The organism is Stutzerimonas stutzeri, from assembly GCF_002909485.1.
GTDB lineage: Bacteria > Pseudomonadota > Gammaproteobacteria > Pseudomonadales > Pseudomonadaceae > Stutzerimonas > Stutzerimonas stutzeri_AH.
Map to the genome: position 1 here is coordinate 149,131 of NZ_PPXG01000008.1, position 14,429 is coordinate 163,559.

The 14,429-nt window shown below is 63.0% G+C and carries 16 protein-coding genes; 6 read left to right on the forward strand and 10 right to left on the reverse strand.

Going from position 1 to position 14,429, the window contains the following annotated elements; genetic code table 11:
• Positions 1-40 precede the first annotated feature (40 nt).
• From CXK91_RS18655 to CXK91_RS18665, 3 genes are all read left to right on the forward strand, one after another.
• Positions 41-598, forward strand: coding sequence for a DNA-3-methyladenine glycosylase I (locus CXK91_RS18655; RefSeq protein WP_103457678.1), 558 nt, complete (start codon positions 41-43; stop codon positions 596-598).
• A 109-nt stretch (positions 599-707) separates the two neighbouring features.
• Positions 708-1,595, forward strand: coding sequence for a lysophospholipid acyltransferase (locus CXK91_RS18660; protein WP_103457561.1), 888 nt, complete (start codon positions 708-710; stop codon positions 1,593-1,595).
• A gap of 42 nt (positions 1,596-1,637) precedes the next feature.
• A complete protein-coding gene (locus CXK91_RS18665) occupies positions 1,638-1,904 on the forward strand; it encodes a PilZ domain-containing protein (RefSeq protein ID WP_103457562.1) in 267 nt (88 codons plus the stop codon).
• Positions 1,905-1,926: 22 nt separating this feature from the next.
• Here the strand turns inward: CXK91_RS18665 and CXK91_RS18670 are convergent, their stop codons facing one another.
• The 9 genes from CXK91_RS18670 to def form a co-directional block, all read right to left on the reverse strand.
• Positions 1,927-2,244: a tetratricopeptide repeat protein gene (locus CXK91_RS18670; protein WP_103457563.1), complete on the reverse strand. Its 318-nt coding sequence runs from the start codon at positions 2,242-2,244 to the stop codon at positions 1,927-1,929.
• A gap of 141 nt (positions 2,245-2,385) precedes the next feature.
• Positions 2,386-3,222, reverse strand: coding sequence for an ectoine/hydroxyectoine ABC transporter ATP-binding protein EhuA (gene ehuA, locus CXK91_RS18675; protein WP_103457564.1), 837 nt, complete (start codon positions 3,220-3,222; stop codon positions 2,386-2,388).
• Positions 3,219-3,878 carry an ectoine/hydroxyectoine ABC transporter permease subunit EhuD gene (gene ehuD / locus CXK91_RS18680; RefSeq protein ID WP_103457565.1) on the reverse strand — a complete coding sequence of 220 codons (660 nt, stop codon included), beginning with the start codon at positions 3,876-3,878 and terminating at the stop codon, positions 3,219-3,221. The genes ehuA and ehuD overlap by 4 nt, the downstream gene beginning before the upstream one ends.
• A complete protein-coding gene (ehuC, locus tag CXK91_RS18685) occupies positions 3,875-4,534 on the reverse strand; it encodes an ectoine/hydroxyectoine ABC transporter permease subunit EhuC (RefSeq protein ID WP_103457566.1) in 660 nt (219 codons plus the stop codon). Before ehuC ends, ehuD begins: the two co-directional genes overlap by 4 nt.
• A 120-nt stretch (positions 4,535-4,654) precedes the next feature.
• Positions 4,655-5,512 (reverse strand): ectoine/hydroxyectoine ABC transporter substrate-binding protein EhuB, encoded by an 858-nt coding sequence (ehuB, locus tag CXK91_RS18690; RefSeq protein WP_103457567.1) that lies wholly within the window; start codon positions 5,510-5,512, stop codon positions 4,655-4,657.
• A 339-nt stretch (positions 5,513-5,851) separates the two neighbouring features.
• Positions 5,852-7,225, reverse strand: coding sequence for a Trk system potassium transporter TrkA (trkA, locus tag CXK91_RS18695; protein ID WP_103457568.1), 1,374 nt, complete (start codon positions 7,223-7,225; stop codon positions 5,852-5,854).
• A gap of 81 nt (positions 7,226-7,306) precedes the next feature.
• The gene (gene rsmB, locus CXK91_RS18700; RefSeq protein WP_103457569.1) at positions 7,307-8,623 is read right to left on the reverse strand and encodes a 16S rRNA (cytosine(967)-C(5))-methyltransferase RsmB; all 1,317 of its coding nucleotides are present in this window, start codon (positions 8,621-8,623) and stop codon (positions 7,307-7,309) included.
• Positions 8,620-9,564 (reverse strand): methionyl-tRNA formyltransferase, encoded by a 945-nt coding sequence (gene fmt, locus CXK91_RS18705; RefSeq protein WP_103457570.1) that lies wholly within the window; start codon positions 9,562-9,564, stop codon positions 8,620-8,622. Before fmt ends, rsmB begins: the two co-directional genes overlap by 4 nt.
• 211 nt (positions 9,565-9,775) lie before the next feature.
• Entirely contained in the window at positions 9,776-10,282 is a 507-nt protein-coding gene (gene def / locus CXK91_RS18710; RefSeq protein WP_103457571.1) for a peptide deformylase, read from the reverse strand.
• A 148-nt stretch (positions 10,283-10,430) separates the two neighbouring features.
• Between def and CXK91_RS18715 the strand changes: the two genes are divergently transcribed.
• The 3 genes from CXK91_RS18715 to CXK91_RS18725 all read left to right on the forward strand — a co-directional run bounded on the left by CXK91_RS18715 (position 10,431) and on the right by CXK91_RS18725 (position 13,391).
• Positions 10,431-11,456 (forward strand): LysM peptidoglycan-binding domain-containing protein, encoded by a 1,026-nt coding sequence (locus CXK91_RS18715; RefSeq protein ID WP_103457572.1) that lies wholly within the window; start codon positions 10,431-10,433, stop codon positions 11,454-11,456.
• Between the two features lie 88 nt (positions 11,457-11,544).
• Positions 11,545-12,642 carry a DNA-processing protein DprA gene (dprA, locus tag CXK91_RS18720; RefSeq protein WP_103457573.1) on the forward strand — a complete coding sequence of 366 codons (1,098 nt, stop codon included), beginning with the start codon at positions 11,545-11,547 and terminating at the stop codon, positions 12,640-12,642.
• Between the two features lie 191 nt (positions 12,643-12,833).
• The gene (locus tag CXK91_RS18725) at positions 12,834-13,391 is read left to right on the forward strand and encodes an L-threonylcarbamoyladenylate synthase (RefSeq protein ID WP_103457679.1); all 558 of its coding nucleotides are present in this window, start codon (positions 12,834-12,836) and stop codon (positions 13,389-13,391) included.
• Positions 13,392-13,451: 60 nt separating this feature from the next.
• On the opposite strand, the gene CXK91_RS18730 is transcribed toward CXK91_RS18725, so the two are convergent.
• Positions 13,452-14,429 (reverse strand): quinone oxidoreductase family protein, encoded by a 978-nt coding sequence (locus CXK91_RS18730; protein ID WP_103457574.1) that lies wholly within the window; start codon positions 14,427-14,429, stop codon positions 13,452-13,454.

Below are 14,429 nucleotides of genomic sequence, written 5' to 3' on the forward strand. Positions count from 1 at the left end.
GCGGCGGCGCGGCGGACGGCACGCAAGAGCGAGGATGGATATGCCACGTTGTACCTGGTGCGGCACGGATCCGCTGTACATCGACTACCACGATCGCGAATGGGGCGTGCCGGCCCGCGATCCGCAGGTGCTGTTCGAATTTCTCCTGCTCGAAGCCTTCCAGGCCGGGCTGTCGTGGATCACTGTGCTGAAGAAGCGCGAGCGTTATCGCCAGGTGCTGCACGGCTTCGATCCGGAACGTCTGGCCCGCTTGAGCGACGAGGAAATCGAGGTGCTGATGCAGGATGCCGGGATCATCCGCAACCGTCTCAAGCTCAAGGCGGCACGGCAGAACGCCCGCGCCTGGCTACAGCTGGAAGATCCGGTGGGCTTCGTCTGGTCCTTCGTCGGAGGCGAGCCGAAGATCAACCGCTTCGAGCGCATCGATCAAGTGCCTGCCGTTTCGCCCGAGGCGGAGGCCATGAGCAAGGGGTTGAAGAAAGCGGGTTTCAGCTTTGTCGGGCCAACCATCTGTTACGCCTACATGCAGGCCTGCGGCATGGTCATGGACCACCTTACCGACTGCGAGCGTTATGCCGAGCTGGCCGGCGCCGATTGATCCGGCAGCAGCGCTGCACTGCCAGGATGCAATCCATGGCGACGGCTGCGCCTGAAAGCTGAGCGCAGTTGCAGGTAGACTAGGCGACCTGAATATTTCGGAGTTCGGCGTGGAAAAGTTCAAAGGTGCGGTGGTAGTCGGCTCCCTGCGACTCTTCGCTCGGCTGCCCTGGCGCACGGTCCAGGGTCTGGGTTCGATGATTGGCTGGTTGATGTGGAAGCTGCCGAACCGCTCGCGTGACGTGGCGCGAATCAATTTGCAAAAGTGCTTTCCCGATCTGAGCTCCGCCGAACTCGATTCATTGCTTGGTCGCACGCTGCGTCAGACCGGCATGACGTTCACCGAAAGTGCCTGTGCCTGGATCTGGCCGGCGGAGAAAACACTGGCCCTGGTCAGGCAGGTCGAAGGGCTCGAGGTACTCCAAGAAGCGCTGGCTTCCGGCAAGGGCGTGGTTGGCATCACCAGCCACCTCGGCAACTGGGAAGTGTTGAATCACTTCTATTGCGATCAATGCAAGCCGATCATCTTCTATCGGCCGCCGAAGCTGAAGGCGGTGGACGAGTTACTGCAGCGCCAGCGTGTGCAACTGGGCAATCGCGTCGCGCCGTCGACCCGTGAAGGCATTCTCAGCGTCATCAAGGAAGTGCGCCGCGGCGGTGCCGTGGGCATCCCGGCCGATCCCGAGCCCAGTGAAGGCAGCGGCATCTTCGTGCCCTTTTTCGCCACCCAGGCGCTGACCAGCAAGTTCGTGCCCGGCATGCTGGCTGGAGGCAAAGCCGTTGGCGTATTCCTTCATGCGTTGCGCCTGGAGGATGGATCCGGCTACAAAGTGATCCTTGAGGCCGCGCCGGATGGGATGTACAGCGAAGATACCGAAACCGGCGTAGCGGCAATGAGCGCAATGATCGAGAAGTACGTTCGCGCCTACCCCAGCCAATACATGTGGACCATGAAGCGCTTCAAGAAACGCCCGCCGGGCGAGAAGCGCTGGTACTGATCAGACTCAGAACAAGAACGATAAAGGGACAAGGACGATCGCATGCGTAATCAGAGACAGCATCCACGTACCAATATGAAGTGCCGTATCCGAATCGCGCATCCGGCCTTTGGCGAGGTATTCGCCCACACTCGGGACCTTTCTGATGGAGGAGTCTATGTCCGCCATCCGGAGCTGGTAGTACTACATCCCGGTGACAAGGTGACGGGCCAGGTGCAGGACCTTCCCATTCCAGCACCAGAGTTGCAGATGGTGGTGATGCGGGTCGATGCCGAAGGCGTTGGCCTGCGGTTCTTGCGCGAGGAGTGACTGAACCCGTTGCCGTGCAGGCTCAGTCGGGCGTCAGGCGGTCGAGTCGGCGCAGAAATACGCTCATTTCCTTTTCCGCCTGCTTGTCGCCTTGGGCGCTTGCCGCTGCAATGCCGCGTTCCCAGGCTTGATGGGCGCCCGGCTTGTCGCCATTAGCCTGCAGGGCTTTGCCCAACAGCTTCCAGGCGGCCGAATACTTAGGGTCGAGTTCGACACAGCGGCGCAGGTGTTCAGCCGCCCTACCCGGCTGTCCGGCATCCAGATAGCCTTTGCCGAGACCCAGACGCAGCATCGGATTGTCCATTCCCTGGGAAAGCATCTTTTCCAACGATTCAAGCATCTTCGGACCTTTTTGGTGCAGGGTGCCCGGTAACTCTCCTCACTTTAGTGCAAAGCACCGGCCGGGCAATACCTGCAGCATACGCCTTTGGTCTTAGGTTCGGCGGCCGTTTGTGGTCTTTGCCGGGGCGGTCGGGCGTGCTTAATGGGCCTCGTTGACTGCGCTGAGAAACTCGCGGGTGCGCTCTTCCCTGGGATCGTTGAACAGCTCGTCCGGGCTGCCCTGCTCGTGTATTCGGCCCTGATGGAAAAAACACACGCGATCGGCGAATTCGCGGGCAAAACCCATCTGATGGGTAACCATCAGCATGGTCAGGTTATGCGCTTCGCCGAGGCGGCGGATGACGTTCAATACTTCACCGCAGAGTTCCGGGTCCAGTGCCGAGGTCACTTCGTCGAACAGCATTACCTTCGGCCGCATCGCCAGCGCGCGGGCAATCGCCACGCGCTGTTGCTGGCCGCCGGACAGTTGCGCCGGGAAGTGCTCAAGCTTGTCCTCCAGGCCGACCATGGCCAACAACTCTTCCGCCCGCTCCCGCGCTTCGACCTTGCTCAGCCCGAGCACTTGCACCGGTGCTTCCATGACGTTCTGCAGGGCATTCATGTGCGGAAACAGGTTGAAGCTCTGGAACACCATGCCGACCTTGCCGCGCACTCGTCGCAAGTGACGGGCATTGGCTGGGACCAACTGGCCACTGGCGTCGGGCATGTGCGTCAGCGGCTCGCCGTCGACCTCGATCACGCCCTCGTCGATTCCTTCCAGGGTCATCAGCACCCGCAGCAGTGTGGATTTGCCCGAGCCGCTGGGGCCGATGATCGCGACTTTTTCGCCTTCCTCTATTTGCAGATCGAGCCCGTCGAGCACGGTCAGTTCACCGTAGCGCTTGGTCACGCCGGCGAAGCGCACCAAAGGTTGCGCGTGCTCTGGCTGTTGCGGCGTCGGGTTCAGGGTGTCCGTGGACTGCATCGGCGTATTCATCGGGCCAGCTCCATGCGGTTTTCCAGGCGGCGCACGCACCAGGCGAGGCCGAGGCTGAGAATGAGGAAGAAGACACCGACCATGGTGATCGGCTCCAGGTAGCGGAAACTCTCCGAGCCGATGTTCTTGGCCCGCTGCATGATTTCCACCACGGTGATCGCCGACAGCACCGGCGTGTCCTTGAGAATGGAGATCAGGTAGTTGCCCAGCGCCGGCAGCACCGGACGCAGCGCCTGCGGCAGAATCACATCGCGGTAGGCGGTCCAGGGCTTCATGTTCAACGCGGTGACGGCTTCCCACTGCGAACGCGGCACCGCATCCAGACCGGCGCGGTAGACCTCGGCGGTGTAGCAGGCGTAGTGCAGGGCGATACCGATGATGCCCGCCTGCATAGCGCTGAGGTTGAGGCCGTAGTTGGGGAACACATAGAACAGGAAGTAGACCTGGATCAGTAGCGGTGTGCTGCGGATGAACTCGATCAGCCCGGTGATCGGCCAAGACAGCCAGCGCAGGCGGCTGCGACGGCCGATGGCGAGGAACAGGCCGAGCACCACGGCAATGGCGAAACCGGCCAGGGCGATGCCGATGGTGGTCAGCGAGGCATCCAGCAGGCGCGGCAGGATTTCACGAGCGAACTGCCAGTCAAAGAAACTCATGACAGGCCTCCGCGCATCCGTCCGCGGGCCAGCCGGCGTTCCAGCTGGCGCATGCCGAAGTTGATTGCCTGGGCCAGGACGAAATAGATGATCAGCGCAAGGCCGAAGATCTCCATGGTCATCAGTGTCGCCTGATCCAGCTGACGGGCGCGGAAGGCCAGATCCGAAAGCGTGATCAGCGACACCAGCGAGGTGTTCTTCAGCAACTCGATCAGCAGGTTGGTGCCCGGCGGAATCGCCGCCAGCAGCGCCTGCGGCAGAATGATCCGCCGCATGCGGGTTGCGGCTGTCATGTTCAGTGCCTGGCAGGCCTCATGCTGGCCCTGGTGCACCGAGCGGATCGCGCCGCGTAGCACCTCGGCCCCATAGGCGCCGATGTTCAGACCCAGACCGACCACGGCCACGGAAAAGGCGCTCATTTCGATATTGAACGGCGGCATCGGCAGCACGAAGTACAGCCAGAACAGCTGAACCAGCAGCGACGAGCCGCGGAAGACTTCGATATAGGTAATGGCCAGCCAGCGCAATGGCGCCACTGGCGAAAGCCGGGCCAGCGCGGCGATCAGAGCGCAGGCGATGGCCAGCAGGGAGCCGAAGAACGTCACCTTCACGGTGACCCAGGCACCCTGTAGGAGCAGAGGAAGCAGTTCGATCATGATGGCGCTATCCGGATTTCCGGAGCGCTGACCGAGGCTGCGCAGCGGGCCACGAAGCCTTGGTCAGCGTTCACAGCCGGGACAGCGGGTCGGCCGTACCGACCCGCCGCCCGACGGGGTTCAGGCGCCGCAGAGCTCCGCGGCCGTCTTGTCGGTGATGTTGGAGCGATCGAAGCCAAACGGCTCGATGGTCTTCAGATGCTCCTCGCTACCCAGCCACTGCTTGAGTTCGGCATTGACCGCATCGCGCAACGCCTTGTCCTGCGGACGGAAGGCCAGCGCGCCATAACCGGCACGGGCTGGATCGTCCTTGAAGTCGGCGATGGCCTCGACATCGTCACCGGCCTTGTCCGCCAGCCCTTTCATGGTCAGCTGGGTGCCGATGGCGGCATCGGCGCGACCACTGCGCACGGCCTGCAGCTGCGAGGTGGTATCCGGGACTTGCAGAATCTGCGAATCCTTGATGCCCGCCTTACGCGCGTAACCAAGGTTAACCGTGCCGGACATGATGGCGATCTTTACGTCGGGGTTGCCGGCTATGTCCTCGTAGCTGCGCAGATTCTTCGGGTTGCCTTCGGCCACCAGCAGGGTGTCGAGCAGGCGGTAGTGCGGATCGGTGAACAGCACTTGCTTGCAGCGTTCGGGGGTGATGTACATGCCGGCCGCGATGAGATCGAAGCGCCCGGCGCGCAGGCCAGGGATCAGCGAGCCCCACTCGGTCAGGACCGGTTTGATGGTGTCGATTTCCATGCGCTCGAAAACTTTGCGCACGATCTCTGGCGACTCGCCGGTGACGCTGCCGTCGAGGGCGGTATAGGCGAAGGGAGTCTCATTGGCGTAGCCGATGCGGACGCTACTGCTGTCCTTGATCTTTTCCAGGGTATCGGCCTGGGTAATGCTGGCGAAACCTATGCTGGCCAGGGCGGCGCAGCTGATCAGCAGCCGGCGGGAGCGTGTCGGGATGGTGCTGTTCCTCATGGGAGTTTCTCCTGTTCCTTGTAGAGACCCGAGGAATCGGATCGTTATTTGTCTAGGAGGGGCAATAGCGTTGAGCCGTACCGCGAACGCCTTAGAACGAAGCAACGGCCTGCCGGAAAACTGGGGTCGATAGCTTGGCTCAATCGATCACGCAAGCGGACGGCAAGCCAGGAGGGTACAAAAGCTGACCATAAAATGGAAATCGGAGGGCATCTGGATCGAATGGATGCGATCAGAATGGATGAACAGATCAGTGCTGGATTGACCGAACGGCCGAGATCGATTGATAAAACAAAACGGCCCGCCAAATGGGCGGGCCGTTCACAAGCGTGCAGCGACTCAGAAAAAGGTCAGACCGGCCTGAAACAGACGCTCCACATCGCGGATGTGTCGCTTATCGACCAGAAACAGAATCACGTGATCACCAGACTCGATCACCGTGATGTCGTGGGCAATTAGCACCTGATCGTCACGTATCACCGCTCCGATGGTGGTGCCTGGTGGCAGGGAGATTTGCGCAATGGCGCGCCCGACGACCTTGCTCGAACGCGAATCGCCGTGGGCGATCACCTCGATCGCTTCTGCAGCACCGCGGCGCAGCGAATGGGCGCTGACGATGTCGCCGCGGCGCACATGGGTCAGCAGGGTGCCGATGGTGGCGAGCTGCGGGCTGATGGCAATGTCGATCTCGCCACCCTGAACCAGGTCGACATAGGCCGGGTTGTTGATGATGCACATTACCTTGCGCGCGCCCAGCCGCTTGGCCAGGAGCGAGGACATGATGTTGGCTTCGTCGTCATTGGTCAGCGCCAGGAACACGTCCGCCTCGTTGATGTTTTCCTCTACCAGCAGGTCGCGGTCCGAAGCGCTGCCCTGGAGGATGATGGTGCTGTCCAGCGTATCGGACAGGTAGCGGCAGCGCGCCGGATTCATCTCGATGATCTTGACCTGATAACGGCTTTCGATGGCCTCGGCCAGCCGCTCGCCAATATGGCCGCCACCAGCGATGACGATGCGCTTGTAGTTCTCGTCGAGCCGGCGCATCTCGCTCATCACCGCGCGAATATGGCCCTTGGCAGCGATGAAGAACACCTCGTCATCGGCCTCGATCACTGTATCGCCCTGGGGCAGGATCGCCTGGTTGCGGCGGAAGATAGCGGCTACGCGGGTGTCGACATTGGGCATGTGACGCCGCAACTGGCGCAGCTCCTGGCCAACCAGTGGCCCGCCGTAATAGGCGCGCACCGCCACGAGCTGGGCCTTGCCCTCGGCAAAATCGATCACCTGCAGAGAGCCTGGATGCTCGATCAGGCGTTTGATGTAGTTGGTGACCACCTGCTCCGGGCTGATCAGGACGTCGACCGGAATCGCTTCGTTGTTGAACAGGCCCGAACGGGTCAGATAGACCGACTCACGCACCCGGGCGATCTTGGTAGGCGTATGGAACAGGGTGTAGGCGACCTGGCAGGCGACCATGTTGGTCTCGTCGCTGTTGGTCACCGCCACCAGCATGTCGGCATCGTCTGCGCCGGCCTGGCGCAGCACCGTGGGAAAGGAGCCGCGTCCCTGGACGGTGCGGATGTCCAGGCGATCGCCGAGATCGCGCAGGCGGTCGCCGTCGGTGTCCACTACGGTGATGTCGTTGGCTTCGCTGGCGAGGTGTTCGGCAAGGGTGCCACCGACCTGGCCGGCACCGAGAATGATGATCTTCACGCGATCACTCCTGAGAGGCGGACTACAGCCGCCGCTTCCATGTTGGGCCCAAGCGCGGGGCGCTAGGGATCGGCTTACGCATTAAAGATCACGTGGTTGCGCCGCGATCTTGATCAGCTTGGCATAGTAAAAGCCATCGTGGCCGTTCTCCTGCGGAAGCAGCTGCCGGCCATGCGGCTGCGTCAGGCCGAAGCTGCCTGGTAGGGCCAGTTCGCGGGCTCCTAACGTACGTTCGAGGAAGGCAGCGATCACCTCGCGGTTCTCGGTCGGCAGCACCGAACAGGTGGCATAGAGCAGCACCCCACCGACCTCCAGCGTCGGCCACAGCGCGTCGAGCATTTCGCCCTGCAGCACGGCAAGGGGAGCGATGTCATCGGCCTGGCGGGTCAGCTTGATGTCCGGATGCCGGCGGATCACGCCCGTAGCGGAGCAGGGCGCATCAAGCAGGATGCGCTGGAACGGCTTGCCGTCCCACCAGCGCTCGGTGGCGCGGGCATCGTCAGCGACCAGTTGCGCACTCAGTTGCAGGCGATCGAGGTTTTCGCGTACTCGGACCAGGCGCTTGGGCTCCAGGTCCAATGCGATCAGCTCGGCCAGCTGAGGTTCACGTTCAAGCAGGTGGCAGGTCTTGCCTCCCGGTGCGCAGCAGGCGTCCAACACACGCTGACCTGGCGCGAGGTCGAGCAGCGAGGCGGCGAGTTGGGCGGCTTCGTCCTGCACGCTGACCTGCCCGTCGGTAAAGCCTGGCAGCTGATGCACATCGCAGGGGGTAGCGAGACGGATCCCGTCTTCGCTGAACTCGCAGGGGTAGGCTTCGATGCCGGCGTTTTGCAGTTCGGCCAGATATTCGTCACGCTTGATCTGGCGACGATTGACCCGCAGCACCATCGGAGGATGCGCGTTGTTAGCCGCACAGATGGCTTCCCAATGCTCTGGCCAGTGGGACTTGAGCGCCTTCTGCAGCCAGCGCGGATGGGCAACGCGGATCACCGGGTCGTGTTCGAGTTCGGCCAGCAGGGCTTCGCCTTCGCGCTGGGCACGCCGCAGCACGGCGTTGAGCAGGCCCTTGGCCCAGGGCTTCTTCAGTTTGTCGACGCAACCGACCGTTTCGCCGATGGCCGCATGGGCCGGAATGCGGGTGTAGTACAGCTGGTACAGGCCCACCAGCAGCAGCGCTTCGACATCGCGATCGGCGGCCTTGAATGGCTTTTGTAGCAGCTTGTCGGCCAACCCTGCCAAGCGCGGATACCAGCGTGCAGTGCCGAAGGCCAGGTCCTGGGTCAGGCCGCGGTCGCGGGCGTCCACTTTGCCCAGCACTTCGGGCAGGCTGCTGCCCAGCGAGGCCTTGCCGGAGAGCACGACGCTCAGCGCCCGGGCGGCGGCCAGGCGCGGGTTCATTGACCAAGTACCAGGCCGGGCGCGAACTGCTCGCGGCGACTGTTGTACAGGTCGCCGAAGCCAAGCGGCTTGCCTCCGGGCAGCTGCAGACGATTCAGCGACAAGGCGCCTTCGCCACAGGCAACGGTCAGCCCGTCCTTGCTCGCTTCGAGGATTCGGCCCGGCTCGCCCTGTCCTTCAGCTAGACGAGCGGCATGGATCTTCAAAGCCTCGCCAGCGAGCGTGCTATGGCAGATTGGCCATGGGTTGAACGCACGGATAAGCCGCTCCAGATCGACGGCCGGGCGGGTCCAATCGACGCGCGCCTCGTCCTTGCTCAGCTTGTGCGCATAGGTGGCCAGGCTGTCGTCCTGGGCTTCGGGCACCAGCGAACTGGCAGCCAGTGCGTCGACGGCCTGCACCACCGCCTGCGCGCCGAGCTCGGCGAGACGGTCGTGCAGCGTGCCGCCGGTGTCCTCGGAGGATATTGGCGTATGTACCTTGAGTAGCATCGGTCCGGTATCCAGACCGGCTTCCATTTGCATCACGGTGACACCGGATTCGCTGTCGCCGGCTTCAATCGCACGCTGGATCGGTGCGGCACCGCGCCAGCGTGGCAACAGCGAGGCATGGCTGTTGATGCAGCCCAGGCGCGGCATGTCGAGCACCGCCTGCGGCAGGATCAACCCATAGGCGACCACGACCATCAGATCTGCCTGCAGCGCCGCCAGCTCCGTCTGTGCGGCCGGATCGCGCAGGGTCTGCGGTTGAAATATGGGAATGCCGTACTGCACGGCGAGTTGCTTGACCGGGCTGGGCATCAGCTTCTGGCCGCGTCCGGCGGGGCGATCCGGCTGGGTGTAGACGGCAACGATCGATTTGCCCGCATCGAGCAGGGCCTGCAGATGCTGAGCGGCGAATTCCGGGGTGCCGGCGAAAACGATGCGCAAGGGCTGAGTCATGGGGGCTCGCTGAGAAGAAGGCCTGCGGCACAGGCGACTGAAAACTGCTGCGCTCGGTTAATGCAGCGTTAAAACCAGGCTCGGAATGCTCATTTACAACCCGTAAACTCCGCTTCCTCGCCTGTTTTTGCGGGGACGCCTAGTCCTTGCCTAACCTTCGCTCGCGACGTTTTCACTCAGCCTGTTATAGCAAGCCTTTGAGGTTCGGAAATCAAGCCTGCTGACGGTGGATCTTTTCCAGCTTCTTCTTGATCCGGTCGCGCTTGAGGCTGGAGAGATAATCGACGAACAGCTTGCCGTTGAGGTGATCGCATTCGTGCTGGATGCACACCGCGAGCAGACCCTCGGCGACCATCTCGTAAGGCTTGCCATCACGATCCAGCGCCTTGATCCGCACTTTCTGCGGGCGATCGACGTTTTCGTAAAAGCCCGGTACCGACAGGCAGCCTTCCTGGTACTGGTCCATCTCGTCGGTCAGCGATTCGAATTCTGGGTTGATGAAAACTCGCGGCTCGGACCTGTCTTCGGACAGGTCCATCACCACCACGCGCTTGTGCACATTGACCTGTGTCGCGGCCAGGCCGATGCCTGGAGCCTCGTACATGGTCTCGAACATGTCGTCGATCAACTGACGGATACCGTCATCGACCACATCCACCGGTTTGGCGATGGTGCGCAGCCGCGGATCGGGAAATTCAAGGATGTTCAGAATGGCCATATGCGTTTGTGATGCACTTATGGAATAAAGTCAAAAGCCGCTGCTAAGATGCCGAGCAGCATGGAAAACGGCTTAATGCCGCGATCCAAAAGGGTTCCGCGGCGCTAGGGCGCTTTACGTGAAGGCACATAATAAAGGGATTCACCACATGAGGAAATCACTACTCGCCCTGCTGCTGGTGGCCGTCGGCGGGCTCGCCCAGGCCGCGGTGCAGCTCAAGGACAATCACCCGGAGCGGTATACCGTGGTGAAGGGCGACACACTCTGGGACATTTCCGGCCGCTTTCTACGTGAGCCGTGGAAATGGCCTGAGCTGTGGCATGCCAATCCGCAAATCTCCAATCCTCATCTGATCTACCCCGGTGACACCCTGAGTCTGGTCTACGTCGACGGCCAGCCGCGACTGGTACTCGACCGCGGCGCTTCGCGGGGCACCATCAAGCTGTCTCCGACCGTGCGTACCACGCCGATGGCCGAAGCCATTCCGACCATTCCGCTGGAGGCGATCAACAGCTTCCTGCTGAGCAACCGCATCATCGATAGCGCAGAGCAGTTCCAGGGCGCGCCTTATATCGTCGCCGGAAACGCCGAGCGAGTGATCAGCGGCGCCGGTGATCGCATCTACGGCCGCGGCAGTTTCGAGGCCAACATGCCGGCTTATGGCATCTTCCGCCAGGGCAAGACCTACGTCGATCCGGACAGCGGCGAGTTCCTCGGCATCAACGCCGATGACGTTGGCACCGTCGAGATCGTCGAGATCGAAGGCGATATCGCCACCATGCAGCTGACCCGTACCACCCAGGAAGCGCGCATCGGTGATCGCCTGTTCCCGGGCGAAGAGCGTGCAGTCAACTCCACCTTCATGCCCAGCGCGCCAGCCACCGATGTTGAAGGCGTGATCCTCGACGTGCCGCGCGGAGTTACCCAGATCGGCCAGTTCGATGTGGTCACGCTGAACAAGGGGGCTCGCGACGGCCTGAAGGATGGCAACGTGTTGGCGGTTTACAAGACCGGCGAGACCGTTCGTGACCGCGTGACTGGCGAAAATGTGAAGATTCCGGATGAACGCTCCGGCCTGTTGATGGTATTCCGCACCTACGACAAGCTCAGCTACGGCCTGGTACTGCAGGCGACTCGTTCTCTGGCGGTGAAGGACAAGGTTCGTAATCCCTGAAACAACTAGCCCCGCGAATGCGGGGCTTTTTCATGCTGTGATCAGCCATCGCAAGGATGCGGTGTAACGAGACAAGGAGTGCTCGCCCATGCCTGCCATTTCCCCAGCCGAACTCGATGCTCGGTTGCGTCTGCATTTGCTGCCCGATCTTGGCCCGCGCCGTCTGCGCAAGCTGGTCAGTGCCTTTCCCGATGCTGCTTCGGCGCTGAGTGCGCCAGCCAGCGCCTGGCGCTCCCTGGGGCTGCCGGCGACCTGTGCCGAGCCGCGGCGAAGTGCCGAAATCCGTGAACGTGCCAGCGCTGCTCTTGCCTGGCTCGAGCAGCCGGACCGGCACCTGCTTTGCTGGGATGATCCGAATTACCCGGCCTTGCTGGCTGAGCTGCCGGACGCCCCGCCGTTACTGTTTATCGCCGGCGACCCGTCATTGCTAGAGCGGCCGCAGCTGGCAATGGTCGGCAGCCGTCGCGCATCGCGTAACGGCCTCGACAATGCCCGGGCCTTTTCCCGCAGCCTGGCCGGCGCAGGCTTCGTCATCACCAGTGGGCTTGCCTTGGGCATTGACGGCGCCGCGCATCAGGGCGCGCTGGATGTCGGCGGCAAGACCGTCGCGGTGCTCGGTACCGGAATCGCACGGTTGTATCCGCAGCGTCATGTCGGCCTTGCCCAGCAGATCGTCGAAGGAGGTGGGGCGCTGGTGTCCGAGTTGCCATTGGACTGCCCGCCGCAGGCAAGCAACTTTCCGCGGCGCAATCGCATCATCAGTGGCCTGTCGCTGGGCGTGCTGGTGGTCGAGGCGAGCCCCTCCAGTGGTTCGCTGATCACCGCGCGACTCGCTGCCGAGCAGGGCCGCGAGGTCTATGCGATCCCCGGCTCGATCCATCATCCCGGCGCCCGAGGTTGCCATCAGCTCATTCGCCAGGGCGCGGCGCTGGTTGAATCGGTCGAGGATGTGCTCGAAGCCCTGCGTGGCTGGCAGCGCATCGAGCCGCTGGCTGGCGAAACGCCGCCGCCGTCGCAGGCGGACAATCCGCTGCTGCGTGAGCTGCTGGCGGCGTCACGCAGCAGCGAAGCATTGGCAATGGCGCTCGACCAGCCGCTCGGGCAGGTGCTGGCGCAGTTGACCGAGCTGGAAGTCGATGGGTTGGTCGCCTGCGATAACGGGCTTTGGTCGGTCATTACCTGCTAGGCGGCTTCATAGCTACGGCTCAGCGTGATCTCATCACCGTCGCCCGGCAAAACCGCTCGCCCGCTGCGTACTTCCCGTATGCGAAAAGGAATTTCCTGTTGCAGCCTGTTGCGAATCAGCCGGTCAGCCCCCCTGCTCGGCGACATATGGCTTGGGTACACTGCCGGCTTTTCATCCAGGCAGAGGTCGGCATGATCGGCGATTGGCGTGTGCAGCAGGTGGCGCGGGTGGTCCGTGCTGGCGGAGTGATCGCCTACCCGACCGAAGCAGTCTGGGGTGTGGGTTGTGACCCTTGGGACGAAGATGCGGTGATGCGACTGCTGGCGCTCAAGGAACGGCCGGTGGAGAAGGGCTTGATCCTCATTGCTGACGCCATCGAGCAGTTCGATTTCCTGCTGGATGATCTGCCCGAGCGCTGGCTCGATCGACTGGCCGGCACCTGGCCGGGGCCGAACACCTGGCTGGTGCCGCACCGCGGCCGCCTGCCGGAGTGGATCACCGGGCGCCATGATAGCGTCGCCTTGCGGGTCACGGACCACCCGCTAGTTGCGCGCTTGTGCGCGCTGACTGGGCCGCTGGTGTCAACCTCGGCCAATCCAGCGGGCCGTCCCGCAGCGCGTTCGCGGCTGCGGGTGGAGCAATACTTCCCACAGCAGCTCGACGCGGTGTTTACCGGGCCGTTGGGTGGGCGACGCAATCCCAGCGTCATCCGTGATCTGCGTAGCGGCGACGTCATTCGTCCTGCCTGACGGCCAGCTTTTCTGCACGGCTGCTCCAGTCCGCATCATAGTGGAGCAGTCGGCAACCCATCAGGGCAGCAGAATGGTCGATCCGGTGGTTTCCCCTGCCGCCAGCTTGCGCTGCGCTTCGGCGGCATCGCTGAGTGCGTAGCGCTGGCCGATCTCGACCTGGATCTTGCCGCTGCCGATCATCTCGAACAGTTCGTCGGCCATGGCCTGCAGACGCTCCGGTGTGTCGGCGTAACCGGCCAGCGTCGGCCGGGTGACGAACAGCGAGCCTTTCTGCGCCAGCACGCCCAGATTCACCCCGGTGACGGCGCCGGACGCGTTGCCGAAGCTGACCAGCAGGCCGCGCGGGGCGACGCAGTCCAGCGATGTTTCCCAGCTGTCCTTTCCCACCGAGTCATAGACCACCGGACACTTCTTGCCGTCGGTGAGCTCCAGAACGCGCTGCACCACGTCTTCACCGGTGCGATCGATCGTGGCCCAGGCACCCAGGGCCTTTGCCCGCTCGGCTTTCTCCGCGGAACCGACCACGCCGATCAGTTGAGCGCCCAGGGCTCGCGCCCACTGGCAGGCGATGGACCCGACGCCGCCTGCCGCGGCATGGAACAGCACGATCTCGCCGGTCTGCAACGGATGGACCTGGCGCAGCAGGTACTGGCAGGTCAGGCCTTTGAGCATCACCGCGGCGGCCTGCTCGAAGCTGATCGAATCCGGCAGTTTGACCAGATGCCGTGCCGGCAGCGTGTGATGCTCGCCATAGGCGCCCAGCGGGCCGGTGGCGTAGGCGACCCGGTCACCCGGCTGCAGGTTCTGCACGCCCTCGCCCACTGCTTCGACCACGCCGGCACCCTCGGTGCCCAGCCCGGATGGCAGGCTCGGCGGTTGATACAGACCGCCGCGGAAATAGGTGTCGATGAAGTTCAGGCCGATGGCATGGTTGCGCACTCGCACTTCACCCGCAGCCGGCGCGCTGAGCGGCACATCGACCTGTTCCAGAACTTCCGGACCGCCGTGCCGGCTGAATTGAATGCGCTGGGACAT